The sequence below is a fragment of the Synechococcus sp. RC10A2 genome, from assembly GCF_047502605.1.
In genome coordinates, this window is record NZ_JANSHP010000042.1 from 362584 (window position 1) to 379679 (window position 17096).

At 61.8% G+C, this 17096-nt stretch carries 14 protein-coding genes and 1 pseudogene; 10 read left to right on the forward strand and 5 right to left on the reverse strand.

What is annotated here, in order from left to right; all coding sequences use genetic code 11:
- Complete coding sequence (locus tag NW848_RS05940) at nucleotides 1–909, reverse strand: FHA domain-containing protein (RefSeq protein WP_414510774.1); 909 nt, start codon at nucleotides 907–909, stop codon at nucleotides 1–3.
- Between the two features lie 101 nt (nucleotides 910–1010).
- Between NW848_RS05940 and NW848_RS05945 the strand changes: the two genes are divergently transcribed.
- The 4 genes from NW848_RS05945 to NW848_RS05960 are packed head-to-tail and all read left to right on the forward strand — an operon-like array spanning nucleotide 1011 to nucleotide 3638.
- A complete protein-coding gene (locus NW848_RS05945) occupies nucleotides 1011–1541 on the forward strand; it encodes a hypothetical protein (RefSeq protein ID WP_414510775.1) in 531 nt (176 codons plus the stop codon).
- Nucleotides 1542–1579: 38 nt separating this feature from the next.
- A complete protein-coding gene (locus NW848_RS05950; protein WP_414510776.1) occupies nucleotides 1580–2275 on the forward strand; it encodes a hypothetical protein in 696 nt (231 codons plus the stop codon).
- Entirely contained in the window at nucleotides 2272–2769 is a 498-nt protein-coding gene (locus NW848_RS05955) for a zf-TFIIB domain-containing protein (protein WP_414510777.1), read from the forward strand. Before NW848_RS05950 ends, NW848_RS05955 begins: the two co-directional genes overlap by 4 nt.
- A 2-nt stretch (nucleotides 2770–2771) precedes the next feature.
- Nucleotides 2772–3638, forward strand: a complete 867-nt coding sequence (locus NW848_RS05960; protein ID WP_414510778.1) for a dihydrodipicolinate synthase family protein — start codon at nucleotides 2772–2774, stop codon at nucleotides 3636–3638.
- 27 nt (nucleotides 3639–3665) lie between these two features.
- Here NW848_RS05960 and NW848_RS05965 read toward each other — a convergent pair whose 3' ends face one another.
- Both NW848_RS05965 and mqnC read right to left on the reverse strand, forming a co-directional pair.
- Nucleotides 3666–5360, reverse strand: coding sequence for a PQQ-dependent sugar dehydrogenase (locus tag NW848_RS05965; protein ID WP_414510779.1), 1695 nt, complete (start codon nucleotides 5358–5360; stop codon nucleotides 3666–3668).
- 92 nt (nucleotides 5361–5452) lie between these two features.
- Nucleotides 5453–6547 (reverse strand): cyclic dehypoxanthinyl futalosine synthase, encoded by a 1095-nt coding sequence (gene mqnC, locus NW848_RS05970; protein ID WP_414510780.1) that lies wholly within the window; start codon nucleotides 6545–6547, stop codon nucleotides 5453–5455.
- A 71-nt stretch (nucleotides 6548–6618) separates the two neighbouring features.
- On the opposite strand from mqnC, the gene NW848_RS05975 reads away from it, so the two are divergent.
- Together NW848_RS05975 and NW848_RS05980 are read left to right on the forward strand one after the other, a co-directional pair.
- Nucleotides 6619–7887, forward strand: a complete 1269-nt coding sequence (locus NW848_RS05975) for a Gfo/Idh/MocA family protein (protein ID WP_414510781.1) — start codon at nucleotides 6619–6621, stop codon at nucleotides 7885–7887.
- A 16-nt stretch (nucleotides 7888–7903) separates the two neighbouring features.
- Entirely contained in the window at nucleotides 7904–9919 is a 2016-nt protein-coding gene (locus NW848_RS05980; protein WP_414510782.1) for a hypothetical protein, read from the forward strand.
- Nucleotides 9920–10218: 299 nt separating this feature from the next.
- Here NW848_RS05980 and NW848_RS05985 read toward each other — a convergent pair whose 3' ends face one another.
- Together NW848_RS05985 and NW848_RS05990 are read right to left on the reverse strand one after the other, a co-directional pair.
- Nucleotides 10219–11028 carry a prepilin-type N-terminal cleavage/methylation domain-containing protein gene (locus NW848_RS05985; protein WP_414510783.1) on the reverse strand — a complete coding sequence of 270 codons (810 nt, stop codon included), beginning with the start codon at nucleotides 11026–11028 and terminating at the stop codon, nucleotides 10219–10221.
- A complete protein-coding gene (locus tag NW848_RS05990) occupies nucleotides 11025–13097 on the reverse strand; it encodes an alpha amylase N-terminal ig-like domain-containing protein (RefSeq protein ID WP_414510784.1) in 2073 nt (690 codons plus the stop codon). Before NW848_RS05990 ends, NW848_RS05985 begins: the two co-directional genes overlap by 4 nt.
- A 236-nt stretch (nucleotides 13098–13333) precedes the next feature.
- Between NW848_RS05990 and NW848_RS05995 the strand changes: the two genes are divergently transcribed.
- The 4 genes and pseudogenes from NW848_RS05995 (at nucleotide 13334) to NW848_RS06010 (ending at nucleotide 17081) form a co-directional block, all read left to right on the forward strand.
- Nucleotides 13334–15241, forward strand: coding sequence for a hypothetical protein (locus NW848_RS05995; protein WP_414510785.1), 1908 nt, complete (start codon nucleotides 13334–13336; stop codon nucleotides 15239–15241).
- A 107-nt stretch (nucleotides 15242–15348) separates the two neighbouring features.
- Complete coding sequence (locus NW848_RS06000; RefSeq protein ID WP_414510786.1) at nucleotides 15349–15813, forward strand: NADH-quinone oxidoreductase subunit A; 465 nt, start codon at nucleotides 15349–15351, stop codon at nucleotides 15811–15813.
- Nucleotides 15810–16268: pseudogene (locus NW848_RS06005) on the forward strand (NADH-quinone oxidoreductase subunit C); the annotation flags it as partial. The gene NW848_RS06000 and the pseudogene NW848_RS06005, both read left to right, overlap by 4 nt.
- Nucleotides 16269–16484: 216 nt before the next feature.
- Nucleotides 16485–17081: a BsaWI family type II restriction enzyme gene (locus tag NW848_RS06010; RefSeq protein ID WP_414510787.1), complete on the forward strand. Its 597-nt coding sequence runs from the start codon at nucleotides 16485–16487 to the stop codon at nucleotides 17079–17081.
- Nucleotides 17082–17096 lie beyond the last annotated feature (15 nt).

Genomic DNA, 17096 nt, shown 5'->3' on the forward strand with positions numbered 1-17096 from the left:
TTATGCCTCGTTGGTCGTCGCGTCGTGCGCTTGCGTTTCGGCATCGGCTTCGGTCGGAGGGGCTTCGGACGCTTCCGTCGGCTCGGCAGCAGTCGCCCACTCGATGCGGAACTGCGTCTTACCGAGTGTCAGTGTCGCGTCGGGGGGCACAGTGGTCGGCATGTTCGGCGCGATTTTCGTCTCGCCCAGAAAGGTGCCGTTCGTGCTGCCAAGGTCGGTGATACGCACATCCGCGCCGACGATTTCAATCTGGGCGTGCTGCCCCGACACATAGGCGTCGGGGATCACGATGTCGTTGCCCGCGCGTCGCCCGATGCGTTGCAGGCGTGCATAGAGTGGGAAACGCAGGCTGGGGTCGGTGAGGCTTACCAGGTACGCCAGCGGTGGGGCAATCTCAGCGGCGACGGTCGGCGTTTCGAAGCCTTCGGGCAGCTCCAGCGTCATTTGTACGCTGCCGAACTGCAGTGTGGCGTTCGGGGGCAGCGGCGTGCGTTCCGCGCCGACGGGCTGCCCGTTCAGAAGCGTGCCGTTCGTGCTGCCCAAGTCTTGGAGGTAGGCGTGGTTCTCCTCGATAATAATGCATGCGTGGCGTCGGCTCACTGTGCCGTCGCTAATCAGCACCTCGCTGCTGGGGTCGCGCCCGATGATGTTCTCGCCTGCTTTGAGCAGGAACTCGCGTCCTGCGCCGTCGCGCAGTTTCGGGTACGCGCCTGCAGGCGCGGTCTCCGTCGGCGCATCGCTGCTGAGCAGAAAGCCGCACTCGATGCAGTAAACCTCGCCTGGCGGGTTCATCTGCGCGCAGATGGGGCACTGCACGGGCGTCATCGCCTGCGTGGTCTGCGGCTCAGGCGAAATCGCGACAGTCGCCTCGCCGCCGACCGCTACCGTCGTCTCGGTCTGCATAGCCATATGATACCCGCAAAATCGCCGACGGAAGTAGCAGGAAACGCGCAGGCGGGCGCGAATCGGTGCGTGTGGGATCCCCCCAACAGAACACGGAGGTTGACTGGATGATGACGACTCGCTGGATTCGTTGGAGCGCGCTAAGCGCGCTGATGACTTTGGTTTTTGCGACGGCGGCGGCGCAACTGGAGACGGCGGCGGCGCGCCTGCGCTTCGGCGCGTACTTCCCGTCGGACACCGACCTGCAGGCGTTCAATAAGACTTGGTTCGCGGTCGGGCTAACCTTCGCAGCAGAAGGCGTACCGTTGCTGGGCAGCGACGCGACGGAGCTGAGCGCGGACTTGTTCACGCACCAGACGGGCGGTTCGCGCGGCGCGGTTACCAGCCTGCTGGTGACGCAAGTGTACGAGCAGCCTATCAACAATACTGAAATGCGCTTGCAGCTGCGTCTCGGCGCAGGGCTGTATATCGTGGACACCACAGGACCGAGTAAAAACATCTTCGGCGGGCGCGTCGGGCTGACCCTGTGGTTCAACGAAGCCTACAGCGCGGAGCTGAACTTCGACATTACCGACCGCTTCGGAGCGAATCGCGACCGCGCAAGCGGCTTCTCGTTCACGATAGGCTACCAGTTCTAATGGTTGCACCTGCCTCTAAGGGCAGGTGAGGGTATGACATGGCAGGCGCGGCGCGTCTGGTTGGCTTGCTCTGGCTTGCGGTGTGGCTCCTTGTAAGCTGCGGCGAGCCAGAGCATACGATTCGGCGTACCCTGCGCGCGGGCGACCAGTGGCGCTACACCCTCACCCTGCAGGGTGACCTGCGCGGGCAGACCGATACGCTGGAGATGCGCTACACCGACCGTGTGCGGTCGGTCGAGTCGGACGGCAGCGCGATTGCCGAGCGCACGCTACAGATGACGCCCGACGCGCTGCAACGCCTGCAGGCGAGCGCAGCGCCTTTCGGCGAAGTCAAACCCAAAACGCGCTGGAAACTGTTCCCCGATGGGCGCGAGACCCCGCTGGACGAAGGGGTCTTTGTCATCGGCGCGTTCGGCTACGCCTATCCCGACCGACCCGTGCGCATCGGGGCGCAGTGGGGGCGCATGGAGCGCGTCGGCAGCCTCGAGCTAAAGTACCTCTGCCAACTGGAGGGCATCGAAACGCTGGAGGGCGTCTCCTGCTACCGTATCCGCGTGCAGGTGGAGCCGTTGCCCGACTCGCTGCCCCAAATGCAAGGCGAAATGACGGTGCATGTGGACGCGCAATCGGGCTGGACACGCCAAATTCGGGGTACACTTAAGATGCGCGCAGGCGAGGTGGAAGGCGACTTCGCGCTGACCCTGCGCGGCGAGCCTGTGGGAGAACAGCCATGAGAGAGCGACTGTGCCCTGTGTGTCAAATTGAGCTAAAGCCTCAAGTGCATTACGGCGTGACGATCGATGTGTGTCCCGCATGCGCAGGCATTTGGTTCGACGCCGACGAATTAAAGCGTCTGCACGATATTGACGAGAGCATCCTGCCACGACTTGATACAATCTACCAGCCCCAAGTGCTTCCCTACGACCCGCCATGGGAGAAGCTGTGCCCCGTGTGTCGTTCTCCGCTGCGCCCGTATAACTACCTTTACACCACGAATATTGTGCTGGATACCTGCGACCAGTGTGGCGGCGTATGGGTCGATCACGGCGAGCTGGAGAAGATGAGGCGCGTGCTGCAGGACGCGCATGCGATGGAAATCCCCCCTGAGGCGAAGGCGAAGATGGCAGTGGCTCAGATAGAGGCAGAGGCGTCGGAAGTGCGGGCGCGCGCCGAGTTCTGGCGCGGCTTGTTCGACTTCCTGCGCGCCCGACCCCGATTCCCGTTCTGAGGATGGAGCCGATTCGCGCGGGGGTGCATGTCGCGGCGATTACGCCGTTCACGCAGGAGGGGACGATCGATGCGCCGTACTTCGTGCAGCTGTTGGCGCACTTCGAGGCGCACGGTGCTCAAGGCGTGGTGGTCGCAGGCTCCACGGGCGAAGGTCCCTCGCTGAGCGCGCCCGAAAAGGTGCAATTGTACGAACTTGCCGTACAGGGCAGAGGGCGGCTGCAAGTGATTGCGGGCGTGCTGTCGTGCAGCTTGGACGAAACGCTCTATTTGGCGCGGCAGGCGGCGAAGGTCGGCTGCGACGCGCTGATGGTCGCCCCCCCGTTTTATTACCCCGCAACGCTGGAGGGGCTGGTTGCTTACTACCGCGCCGTGCTGGATGCCAGTCGGTTGCCTGTGATTCTTTACAACATCCCGCAGCGCACGCGCGTCAAACTCACGCCCGCGCTCGTAGATGCGCTGGTGCAACACCCGAACCTGCAGGGTATCAAGGACAGTTCGGGTAGCGTGCGCTCGATGCGCCAGTTTTTGAAGTACGCGCCGCGCCTGCGCGTATGGGTCGGCGAGGAGAAGTTGCTGCTGCAGTGTCTGCAGGGGGGCGGTGCAGGAACGATTAGCGGGCTGGCGAATGTCTACCTGCCGCGCATGGTCGCGCTGTACCGCGCTTTCGAGCAGGGGGCGGACTGTAGTGGGCTGCAGACGCTGATTGACGCCGCCGCCGATGCAATTGACGCCTTCCCTGCCCCCGCGAACTTCAAGTACGCGCTGGCACTAACGGGCTTCCCACACGCATTCGTGCGCCCGCCACTCTCTGACCTAACCGAGACGCAGCGGGCGCAGTTGGAACGGGGGTGGCATGAGGTGGCGTAGCGCCCCGAAAAGACAGCGCCCCCCAAGTTAGCCTTCGCCCGTAGCCCCGAAGTTGAACAGCACCACCAACAAATCGGCGTCGTCTACCACGCCGTCTCCGTTCACATCCGCTGTGCTGGAGGATGTGCCAAAGTCGAACAGCACCTGCAGCAAATCAGCGTCATCGATGACATCGTCGCCGTTCACATCGCCCGCGCGGTCAAGCGTGAGTTCCAAATACGCAAAGCCTTGCGGACTAATCTGAACCGAGTTTCGCCGAACGGACAGATAATTGCCAACCTTGACGCTTACATCGTAGACGCCACTGCTGGGAACGCGCTCCGAGAACCGACCGTAGGCGTCTAAGCGAGTGGTCATCGTATGCGTTTGATTACCCTGATGAAGCCTGAGGCGCAGGGGTTGGTTCAAAAGCCGCCCTTGATACCCTGCGAGAGAGACCTTCCCGTTGAGGATTTCAGGCGGATTCACGGGGCGGATGCGGTGAATGCGGTTTGCAAGGTGCGAAACGACATAGAGATAGCCGTCAGGACCGATTTTGAGGTCTGAAACAACGCCCCAACTGCTGCCCCAAGCGTTTAGGTCGCGCTCCGCCGCGCTGTCTGCAACCAAATCGTGAAGCCGTGTATCGGTAAACCGAAAGCCGTTGCGGTTCGTATTCATTTGGAACAGGTACAGCCGACCGTTGACGGACTCACCGATGACGCACTGGTCGCGCAGGTCGGCGTCAAATCGGGCGGAGCGGAGGAAGCAGATCGCCGCAACGCCAATTGGCGTGTACCAAGAAAAGCGAGGGTCGTCGTAATAAGCGTTCCGCAACATAACAAGATGTTGCGCATTATACGGATAGTTTCCGTTCTCCCCGTAGCGCGCGTCGCGGCTATCAGGACCCATAATCCGAAGCCAACCGCTGTTGAAGCCGGGCAACGCAAGGTTGACCTCGTCGTACACATTCGGGCCGTTCTCCGTAAACCATAACCACCCCGTGAGCGCATCAAAAGCCAGTCCAAAGGAGTTGCGGATCCCGTAAGCGTAAAGGGCTTTGATGCGTTGATCGGTGTGGTATGTAAACGGATTATCTTCGGGTATTGTGCCATCTGCATTAAGGCGGTAGATTCCTCCCGCACCAAGCACGCGATTCATGGTTCGGTTAATCTCAATCGCGCTTGGAGAAAGGTAATTCGTGTCGCCGATAACAATATAGAGCTTTCCGTCGGGTCCGAAACGAATAACGCCACCAAAGTGGATCTGATATTCGCGCACATTGATGGGAACTGTCCAGAGGATGGTCGGTTCTACAAAAGCAGTTCCGTTGAACCGATAGCGTACTAAACGCGCTCGACTCGCCAACGAGGGATTGTCTGAAGCAGGTTCGGTGTAATACAAGTAGACATAGCCGTTCTCGCGGAAGTTCGGGTGCAACTCGATGCCCAGTAGCCCATGCTCCCAGTTCACCGAGGAGACAGGGAGCGTTAAGAGCGGGTCGCTTGCGACCCCGTTCGTTACGCGACGCACCCGTCCGACCACAGGATTGGAACCTTGCACAACCTTCTCCACAACGAAAAAGTCGTTCGGGTTCGCTGGATCGAGCCAGGCAATCATAATTGGGCGGGATAACCCCGAACCAACCACTGTTTCGCGCATCAGTCGCGAGTCGTTGATTGTCTGAGCGACACCAGTGATCGCCGCGACCACAAACAAACAACTCCCAAGAATCACTCTCATAAGCAGATATCCTCCTCCTCTGTATTATACACCAACTGCAAGCACACTGGCGGCTTTCTACGACCCTTGCAAGGGTCATCTTCGCTCCCTACCTACTCCACCCACTCATACCGCGTGTTGCGCCGCTTAGGGATAAACCCCGCGCTGCGAATCACGCGCTCAATCTCCTGCGCGTTCAGAATGAACTTCGTACCCTGCGCCGAGACCACATTCTCCTCGATCATCGTGGATCCCATATCGTCCAGCCCGTAGCGCAAGGCGACGGTGATGACCTTGGGTCCCTGCGTGAGGATGCTTGCCTGCAGGTGGTCGAAGTTGTCCAGCATCAAGCGGGCGACGGCGACAGTGCGCAGGTACTCAGCGGGCGTCGCCTTGCGCACATGCGGCAACTCTGTGCCTTCGGGCTGGAAGTTCCAGCACACGAACGCTGTGAAGCCGCCCGTCTCGTCCTGCACCTCGCGCAGGCGGATGAAATGCTCTACACGGTCCTCGACGGTCTCCACATGCCCGTACATCATGCTCGCGCTGCTGCGCAGCCCCAGTTGGTGCGCCTCGCGCATGAAGTCCAGCCACTCTTGCGCGGTGTCTTTGAAGGGGGCGATTTGCTGGCGCACGCGATCGACCAGTATCTCGCCGCCCGCGCCTGGGATGGAGTTCAGCCCTGCCGCCACCAGCCGCTGCAGGCACTCGCGCACGCTCAGCCGCGAGATATGCGCGATATACAAAATCTCCGTCGGCGATAGCCCGTGAATAATCACCTGCGGATAGTGCTGCTTAATCAGCCGAAAGAGCCGCTCGTAATAGTCAATCTTCAGTTTCGGGTTCAGCCCGCCTTGGATAAGCGCCTCGACGCCCCCCTGCTGCACCAACTCGTCGATTTTCTGCAGAATCTCCTCGTCGCTGAGCAGGTAGCCCTCCGCGTGGTTCGGCGGGCGATAGAACGCACAAAACTTGCAGCGCACCCAGCACACATTCGTGTAGTTGATGATGCGCCCGATGACATAGGTGACATACGGGTGGGGATTTTTGCGCATGCGCACTGCGTGCGCCAGCGCGCCCAGCGCGGGCAGGTTCGGATAGCGGAACAGCGCGACGCCGTCCTCAAACGACAGTCGCTCACCCGCCAACACCTTCTCGGCGATGGCTTCAAAGCGCGATTGCTCGGTACGAACAGGCGTTTCTAACATAGGGTGTGATACCTCGCGGAGAGTATACCCAACAGGCAGGAATTCGCACTTTACGCTATAATATAAGCCCTATGAGCCAGTCTATCACACGCCGAGAGTTTCTGAAGGCAGGCGTGGTGCTGGGTGCGCTGCCGCTGGCGTCGATGGTGCATGCGCACGGTTCCGACCGCATCAAGGTCGGGCTGGTCGGCTGCGGCGGGCGCGGCACGGGCGCTGCCATCGATTGCCTCCGCGCGGATGAAGGCACAGTCATCTGGGCACTGGGCGACATCTTCGAAGACCGCCTCAGCGCCAGTTATGAAGGTCTCAAGGAGCAGTTCCCCGACCGCGTGCAGGTACCTCCTGAGCGTCGGTTTCTGGGGTTTGACGCCTACAAGAAGGTGCTGGCGAGCGGGATTGACCTTGTGCTATTGTGTGAGCCGCCCGCGTTTCGCCCGATTCACTTTCTGGCGGCGGTGGAAGCGGGCACGCATGTGTTTATGGAGAAGCCTGTCGCCGTGTGTCCCGAAGGGGTACGGATGATGCTGCGCGGGGACGAGATTGCCCGCCAGAAGCGGCTGGGCGTAATGCCTGGCACACAGTACCGCTGGCATCCAGGCTATCAGGGCGTGATTGAGCGCATCCGCGCGGGACACATCGGCGAGATTCGCGCCGCCTACGCCTACTACAACGCCGCCAGCCCCGCCCCGCGCCCCCGCGAAGCAGGCTGGAGCGATATGGTCTACCAACTGCGCAACTGGCTGTTCTACACTTGGCTGTCGGGCGACCAGCCTGTGGAGCAGTTCGTGCATAACATCGATGTGATGAACTGGGTGATGGGCAGCGTGCCCGTACGGGCGATGGCGATGGGCGGCAGACAGGCGCGCACCGCGCCCGAATACGGCGATGTGTACGACCACTTCGCGATTGAGTACGAATACCCCAACGGCGTGCGCGTGCTGGCGATGTGCCGCCAGATGGACAACACCGCCTATCGCGTCTCGAATCTGGTGGTCGGCGCAGAAGGGCAAGCCCTGATGGAACAGTTCACCAACTTCTATGTGCGCGGCAAAGAGCGCTGGGAGCCAGGTCAGCAGTGGCTGAACCCCTATGTGGAAGAGCATCGCGTGCTGATTCAGAGCATCCGCAAGGGCGACCCCATCAACGAGACGCGCACGATTGCCGAAAGCACGCTGACCGCAATGATGGGGCGCATGTCGGCGTACACGGGCAAAATCGTGACTTGGGACGCCGCGCTGAACTCCAAACTGAACTATGTGGAGCGCGTGCGTAGTATCGACTACGATAGCCCTGCGCCGCAAGACCCTGTACCCATCCCTGGCAAGACGCCGCTGATATAGGCGGTACACTATCGGCGTGCTGGGCGTTGGGATTGGGCTGGTCGTAGCCGCTGCGCTCGCGCTGCTGGGCGGTTTGTGGGCGCGTCGCTGGACGCCGAGCCGCTTAGAGCAGTGGGCGTATGGCGGCGCGCTGGCGTTGGGGCTGTGGGCGTACCTGATTGCAGGGTGCACCGCGCTGGGGCTGATGGGGCTTGTGCCCTGGACGCCGCTGGTGGTGGCGGGGGTGTTGGGGGTGGTGGGGTGGTGGAGGTTCAAGAGAAAGGTTTCCCCCCTCCTAACCTCCCCCGCAAGCGGGGGAGGAACCCAGCCCCCCTCCCCATTGACGGGGAGAGCTGGGGAGGGGTCTACTCCCTCCCCGCGTGCGGGGAGGGTCGGGGAGGGGGCAGATGAAGACACAGCCCCCCGCTTAACCTCCCCCGCAAGCGGGGGAGGAACCCAAACCCCCTCCCCGTTGACGGGGAGGGCTGGGGAGAGGAAAATCCTACACAGATCGCCACAAACTGTGCTATTTATCCTCTCTGCCGTACTCGCCCTCCTAAGCCTGCTGCTTTGCGCCTTGCCGCCTGATGGCAACGAGTGGGACGCGCTCGCGTACCACCTCGCCTTCCCCAAGCTTTACCTACAGGCGGGCAGGATGGTGGAGATTCCGTTTATGCACCAAAGCTACTTCCCGCCGTTGCAGGATATGCTCTACCTGTGGGGTCTGAGTGTGACGGGCGAGTCGGCGGCGAAGGTGATGCACTGGGCGGTGGGGATGCTCACCGTGTTCGGCGCGGCGGGCTTTCTGCAGCGGCGGGGCATCTCGGGCGCGTGGGCAGCCGCGCTGGTTCTGGGCGCGCCTGCGTTCCTGTGGCAGATGTTCAGCGCGTATGCGGACCTTGCGACCGCGCTCTATGCGTCACTGGGTATGTTCGCGCTGGCGTATGCCGTGCAGGAGGGCAGTCGGCGTTGGCTGGGGATCTCGGGCGCGCTGATGGGCTTCGCGCTCGCCACCAAATACACCGCACTGCTCACGGCGGGGCTGTGGGGGCTGGTCGGGCTGGTGTGGCTTATACGGGCAGGGCGAGCGAAGCTTATCCCGACGCTGGTTGGCGCGGGGCTGCTCGCGGGAGCCATCGGCGCGCCGTGGTACATCCGCAACGCCGTCTGGACGAGCAACCCCGTCTATCCGTTCGCCTACGAGATTTTCGGCGGCAAGAACTGGAGCCAAGCGCAAGCAGACGCCTACCGCAACGACCAGCTCAAGTTCGGGCTGGGGCGCGAGCCTGCGCAGCTGCTGCTCGCGCCGTGGAACTTGACGGCGAACCCTGCGCCGTTTACCGACCCCATCGGCGCGCGGGTGGGCGAGCGGGTGTTCCTGCTGCCATCGCTGGGGGTGGGCGTATTGGCGATGCCGAGTCTGTGGCTGTCGGGCGGTCTCACGCAGGGCGCGGGCTACCTGCTCGCGTTCACGGGACTGCATACCGTCGGCTGGTTCTACATGATGCAGCAGGTTCGCTACTGGCTGCTGCTGTTGCCGATTCTGGCGGGAGGCGGCTTGGCGTCGGCGGCGCGCGCGGCGGGCTGGCTCAGGTTTGGCTATGCGGGGCTGCTCGCGCTACAAGCAGTTTTCACGCTGTGGCTGATGGCGAGCGTGTATTTGCCTGTGCTGCCGCTTGCGTTGCGCGACCGTGACGCTTACCTCGCCAAACGCCTGCAAATCTACCCCGCCGTGCGTTTCATCAACGAGCAGACGCCCCCCGACGCAGGCGTCATCCTGCTGGACGAGACGCGCGGCTACTACCTGCAGCGACGCTACCTGTGGGGCAACGCGGGGCATCATCGCCTCATCCCCTACGACTCGATGCAGTCGGGCGACGACCTCGCCCGCTGGATGGCAGCCAACGGCTACACCTACCTGCTCATCAACCGCCAGTTCACGCCGCAGGGCACGCCCGAAGCGTGGCGCGCGCTGTACTACGATGCCATCGCGCACGGACGCTTGCAACTCGTGTTCGCACAGCGGATGGTAGAGGTATATGCCCTCCAGTAGGCAGGACATTTGCGATCAGAATATAATAGGGTTTCAACATGCGGACGGGGCAGGCACAAGACCTGCCCCTGCAAGGTTGGCGTCGCTGCACCTCCGTAGGGGCAACCCTTGTGGTTGCCCGCTCCGGGTTGCCGATGTCGAAAACACAGTGCATCGGCACTTAGTCGTGTGCAGATAAGATTTTCTTATCTGCACACGGTTCCAGTTATGATATGTTCTGTGCTGGTTCAACTTCCACATCCCAACAGTGATAGATAATGAATCAACAGGTCTTCGCATCAGCTGTGTATGGGAGCGCTTTACCTCACACTCTCATGCCCGCAGGCAAGCCCCCAGTAGTACCACTCCACATACTGCCCGCTCCACTGCACGCTGCGCGGATAGAGCGCGAGGAACCGATACCACTTGGCATGCCCGTCGACATGGATGGCTACCGAGCCTTCGTTGTGGCGTCCCTTGAAGTTCTCGCCCCAGAGCCGACCACCAGGCCATTCAAAGTGCGCCGTCGGGAAGTCGATCATCATTACTGCCTTGCTGGGGTTGACAACCACAGGATCGTCGATGGATCTGCCTGGCTCAACACATACACCCCCCGCGCACTGCAGCGGCGGCAGGTAGCACGCGGTTCGCGAGTCTGACCAGCGGTACGCCCACAGGTTCTCGTTGGTGCGGTAGTCCATCGGTGGGTAGATGTCGTCAAAGTAATTCTGTCGCCCGCGCGTAGAGGTTCCCAGCCCGACCAGCGGGTGATTGGGCGCAGTCAGGTAATCCGCTTGCCCGTTGTCGCGCTGGGCGGCTTGCACCGAGCCTTGACGGAACGGCGACGAGGGACATTTGAAGATGTCGCGGTTTTTGATATACGGCATTGCACGCGCCGCAATCATGTAGCTTTCAGGCCAGCTGTAAACGGGCAGGCGGTTGTCGAAGTCGTTGGCGTACATCAGCAGCCCAAGCGAAATCTGCTTGCCGTTGCTAAGGCACTGCGTTTGGCGCGCTTTCTCACGCGCCTGCGCGAACACAGGGAACAGTATCGCCGCGAGAATGGCGATAATCGCGATAACGACCAATAGCTCGATGAGCGTAAAGCCACGATGCTGTGTTGCCTTCATTGTGTCTTACCTCCTATAGATGAATTACCGCTGGGAACCAGAACGGTTCCCGACAGGGGCGGCAGGTCTACGGTGATGCGCCCCTCTACTACCGTGAAAGTCGTTTGGGTGGGGGTGTGCGTGCTTACGGCGTGCGCCCACTGGGAGATGCCGTTCCACGCGGGCACGGTGGCGCGCTGGGATTGGTCGCTGACATTGACAAGCACCAGCGCGGCGTCGCCGTTGTGATGGCGCACGAAGCCGTACAGCCCGCGCGCGTCGTCCACCAGCACGGTCGTCCAATCGCCCCGTCGCAAGGCGACCGAACCCTTGCGCATGGCAATCAGCGCGCGCGTATACTCGAACAGCGACTGCTCGTCGGGCGTGCGTTCGAATCGCATCGGGCGGCGATTGTCAGGGGTGCCGCCGCCGTCCATGCCGATTTCGTCGCCGTAGTAAATCGCAGGCGCGCCGATTGCCGTGAACTGCAACAGTAAGCCCAGCCGCACGCGGTTCAGGTCGCCTCCGCACTCGCGTCGGAAGCGCGGCGTGTCGTGGCTGCTGAGCATGTTATACATCGCGTAGAGGCTCTGGCGCGGGTACATCACCTGCAACTGCGCCATGCGCTGGTCGAACTGCGAGGGTGTGAGGCTCCTGTGCGCGACAAAGCCCAGCACCGCGCCGCGCCAGACATAGTTCATCACGCTGTCGAACATATCGCCCTGCAGCCAGCGTCCTGCGTCGTCCCAAATCTCGCCGATAATCACGGCGTCGGGGTTCGCGCGGCGCACCACAGGGCGGAACTCGCGCCAGAATATATCGGGCACCTCGTTAGGCACATCGAGTCGCCAACCATCCAAGCGCAACGCGCGCGTCCAGTAGTCCACCACGCCGAGCAGATAGCGGCGCACCAGCGGGTTCTCGTGCCTCAGCTTCGGCATATACGGAATGTTCCACCACGCCCAGTAATTGGGGTTCCACTGCACAGCGACGGGGAACCGCTCCACGATGAACCACTCGCGGAACGGCGACTGCTCCTGATGGCGCAGCAGGTCTTGGAACGCGAAGAAGTAGACGCCGACATGGTTGAACACGCCGTCCAGAATCAGGCGCATGTCGTGCTGGTGAAGGGCTTGCGCGAGTTCGATGAGGTCTTCGTTCGTGCCCAGTTCGGGGTCAACGCGCTCGTAGTCGTCGGTGTCGTAGTTGTGGTGCGTCACGGAGGCGAACACGGGCGTCAGGTACAGCGCGGTGATGCCCAGCGTGCGCAGGTAGTCCATCTGCTGCAGGATGCCCTGCAGGTCGCCGCCGTAGAAGCCGTCGCCCTCGATGCGCCCCGTGAAGTCAATCGGTTGGCTGGGGTCGGGGTCGTTGGTCGGGTCGGCGTTGTAGAAGCGGTCGGGCACGATTTGGTAGAAGACGGCGTCCTGCACCCAGTCGGGCACATCGAATCGGTTCTCGCCGCGGCGGTGGCGGAAGGTGGCATTGCCTGCAGGTAGGCGCAGGCGCATCCGCCCATCGCGCAGCTCGAACCAATACTCCATGTCGGCTTCGGGTAGCCGCGCGCGGAAGTAGGTATACAGCGCGTCGCTCACAAACGGCGTCATTGCCATGCGGCGCGTGCGCCCGTTCTGGCGGTAGACGAGCGTTGCCTGCGCCACATCGTCTTTGCGCACGCGCAGGCACAGGTAGAGTTGCCCGCCGATGGGGTTTCGGTCGCGCAGGTCGCTGGGGTTATGGCGGATTGCGCTGCGGGTGATGTGTCCGTCGCCGATGCGCGCGGGGCGGTTGTAGCCGTCTGGTTCCACCCACACCACCGAGTTCAGGTTGCCGTTGCCGTCGTCAATCACGGGCGCGTTGGGGTCGGTGCGCCAGTCCACGCCGTTGACCACGAACTTGTATTGGTGCGCCCCCGCGGGCAAGCGTAGCGTAAGGCTCCACACGCGCCTCTCGGCGTCGGGAATCATCGGGGTCGTGCGCGGCTGCCACTGGTTGAAACTGCCCGCCAGATAAACCACCTCCGCAGGGGCGTCCAGCGCGAGACGAAACACGACAGGGTAGGTCTGCTCGTCAGCCCAGCCTGACAGCATCCACGCTAATAGTAGCCCTGCAACACTTAGGCGTCTCCGCATTATGCGACCCTGCGTCGGAATACTTCCCAGATTACTTGCAGTGGGGGCGACCACGCCCGCCGTGAGAAATCGTATTCTGAACTATATTATAGCATGCTTTGCCCCCTGTGTCAAGGGGTTAGACAGGCGACTACTCTCGTGTGTGAAACCTCACCCCCTGAGACACTCGTCTAATTGCTGGACGGTGATTCCTAATGAGGAGACGCGGATACTGGCTTACACTGTGCGGTAGTCTGCTGACGGCTGTTGCGACTCCTTCCGATACGAACACGGTTTCAGACGCGCCCATCCGACGCCTCGTTGTCTACAAGGATGGACACTGCTTTACCCAACGCGAGATTGTTGTGAATAGCCCGACGGCGGCGATTTCCGAGCTGCCCCACGCCTTGCTGGGCGGAGTGTGGGCGTACTCGCGCGACCCGAAGGTGCAGGTGGCGCAGTTGCGGGCGAGCTGGCACGAGGCGAAGCGCACGATTGCGCCCCAAAACATGGCGGAACTGCTCGTACTGAACGACGGCGCGGAGGTCACGATGGAGCTGATGTTCCCCGCGCCGCAGCCCGACTCGAACCAGCCGATTCAGACCGAGCAGCATTCGGGCAAGCTGCGGGTGTTCAAGCCCGCGATTAGCTACAAGGATGCCTACCCGACGCACGACCCGCCTCCCCCGTACAGCCCGCAGCCAGTCTTGCCGCCACGCCCGCGCAGGGATTGGTACTACGGCTACTACTCTTGGTACCCCTACGGACAGCAGTCGCCGCCCGACTATGTGCAGGACGATTGGAGCCGTATGGCGAGCCAGTGTAGCTTTGCGTTAGAAACAGCGCGCGGGATGGTCGCTTTTACCCCCGCGCAGGTGAAGCGCGTGGAGTTCCTCGGCAACTATGTGAAGCAGCGCGAGGCGACCCTGCGCCACCCGCAGCTGGAGATACACCTCAACGGCGCGAAGACGGGGCAACGCACGACCGTCGTGCTGGCTGCCCTTGAGCGTGGCATCCGCTGGATCCCAGAGTACCGACTGGTGCTGCCCCCAGACAAAGGCGAGGCGACTCTGGAGCTGCACGCGACGCTCATCAACGAGTTGAGCGACCTTCGCGATGCGGAGGTCACGCTGGCTGTGGGCGCGCCGCAGTTCCTGATGAAGGACGAAATCTCGCCGCTGGCGATGCGCGAGACCTTCAGGCAACTCTCACGCTGGTTCGGCGAGCCTGACGATGTCTACCAGCGCGCGATTGGAGGCGCCGGTGGATTCGGAGGGTTCGGCGGATTCGGCGCGGTAGTGCCGAATGTTTCGCCCCCACCTGGGATGGGCATATCGCCTGCCTCATCGGAATCTTTGCTCGAAGCCCTACCCCAAACCGATGCGCAGGCGACCGTGCTGCCGCAGTTGAGCCTCATCCCGCTGGGACGCATCACCCTGCCCAAAGATTCTATCGCCCAGCACGCGGTGATGCAGCAGCCGTTGCCGTACAAGCGCGTCTGCTTCTGGGCAATTGACCTCACGCAGCGCGAACGCGAAAGCTACTACTGGTATCGCCGCGATCCGCGGCGGTTCCGCACCTTCGAGGAGCTTGCTTACGAGTTGATGCAGCGGCGCAACCTATCGGGCGAGGTGCAAGACGCCATCCTACTGGAAAACAAGGGCAACTTAGCGTGGACGACTGCGCCGATTACGGTCGTGCAGAACGGCGCGCCTATCGCGCAGGACATCCTGCTGTTCACGCCGCAGGGCGAGGACGCGCTGGTGGTATTGGGTCCCGCGCCGCAGGTGAACCTGTCGCATACGGTGAGCAGCGAGACGCGCGGGCAAGGCTTCGGACGCATCGAAACCGAACGGCGCGGCGTCATCCGCGTCACGAACGCCCGCTCCGAGGCGGTGCTGATGGTCGTGCGCGTGCGCTTTCTGGGGCACTACCTCAGCGCCACGCGCGAGCCGTTCCGTATCACGCGCAAAAGCGTCGAGCAAAGCACCAGCGACACATGGAACTGGAGCCTGCGCCAAAAAGCGCCGATGAACCCCTTCACGGAGGTGACTTGGGAGGCGATTGTACCCCCCGGCGCGATGGAGTGGGAGTACCGCTATGAAATCAAAGAAGGTCAGTAAGTGCCCATGTAGGGGCAGGTCTCGTGCCTGCCCCATCTGCTTGTTGAAATCATCTCGCGTCGTCAACCCTTCACTTACAGGGAAACCAGCAGGTATAATACCGCGCGATGCCGAGCGATTATGTGCCATTGCTGATCCTGTTCGCGATTGCCGCCGTGATTGTCGCCGTGATGGTCGGCGGGTCGTGGCTGCTGGGTCCCAAACGCCCGTCGCTGGCGAAGGGATCGCCCTACGAGTGCGGTATCACGCCCGTCGGCAGTGCACGTGAGCGGTTCCCCATCCACTTCTACCTGACCGCGATGCTGTTTATCATCTTCGATGTGGAGATTGCCTTCCTGTACCCGTTTTTCGTGGCGGTGCGCGACTTGCCCCCCGACGCGCGAGCGTTCGCCGTCGGCGTGGTGGGCGTGTTCACCCTGCTGCTGCTGGTCAGTTTCCTGTACGAGTGGAGAAAAGGCGCGTTGGACTGGGAAGATCCTGTAGAGCCGCGGCGACTGAAGCCTGAGCCTGCGCCCGTCCTGAACGCCCCCCAGCCTGAACCCGTCGCCGCCCTGACAGGAGAGAACCGATGAGCGAGCGCATCGAGTACCAGACCATCGCCGCGCGCTACCCCGACGCCGTTGAGGAAGTGTACGAATTCCGCGGGGATACTTGGCTGTATATTCGCAAAGAGCGGCTGCTGGAGGTGTGCCGCCTGCTGCGCGACGCCCCCGAACTGGGCTATCTGTATATCAGCGACATCACCGCGATTGATTGGCTGCCCCACTGGCAGCAGGGCGAGAAGCCCAAGCGGTTCGAGGTGGTCTACAACCTCTATTCGCCCGTGCATTTTCGGCGCATCTTCCTGAAGGTGCGTGTGGACGATGGCGAGCCTGTGCCGTCCGTCACGGGCATATGGGAAGGCGCGAACTACCCCGAACGCGAAGTGTACGACATGTTCGGCATCCCGTTCGAGGGGCATCCGAACCTGAAGCGGATCCTAATGCCCGACGACTGGGTGGGGCATCCCCTGCGCAAGGACTTCCCGCTGGGCGGCGAGGAGATTCCGTTCGCGCAGGGCACTTGGGGACCCTCCATCGAGGACAAGACCCATCCCCACGCAGGCGAGTCGTTCGAGGGTCTCACGGGGTCGGAGCCTGTGAGTGGGCGATGATTGTCTCGCTTGAGGCGCACGATGTCTCTCCCTGAAAGATACAGGCAGTTGCGCGAAGCAGGAAACTCTCCCACGTAAGCGTGGGCGCAGTTGAAGGACGATTATATAGCGCAGTTCCGCCAGCGCACTCCGTCAGGAGATGCCGAGCAGTCGTGGAAGTCCGCATCAGGCAAGGCTTTTGAAGATATCGTGCTGCAGGAGTTTGCTGCCCAGTGCGAAGGATTGAAGGGTTTGTGGATAGCGCAGTGGCGCGCCACCCCAGCCTCTCTCAAAGAGCCTTTGAGTGAACGGTTGTGGGTACGCGGCGAGATTCAATCGGTTACGGCAGAGTCGAATGTGGACTTTGTGGCTTACGAATTGGACACCAGCAACACCCCGAAACGAATCATCGCGGTCTACAGCTGCAAGGTCTCCCTCCGCGAGCGTTTTCAGCAGGATCTCTTCTGGGCAGAGCGATTGCGGGGGCGCGGCATACGGTTCTGTTTTATCACTCTCGATAATGATGGCGTGCTTACAGAGGCAACAGCGGAGGGCAAACTAACTTCCAAGCAAGCCAGTATGTCCGTCGCTATGTATGACAGGATTTATCTCTTCTGCAACGAATCCGAAATCCAGCACTACACGCGCATCTTCCGAACCGTTAACCGTCTGGGTGAGGACTTGAAACGATGGTTGGAACTCGATTAGCCGACTCTGCGGCTT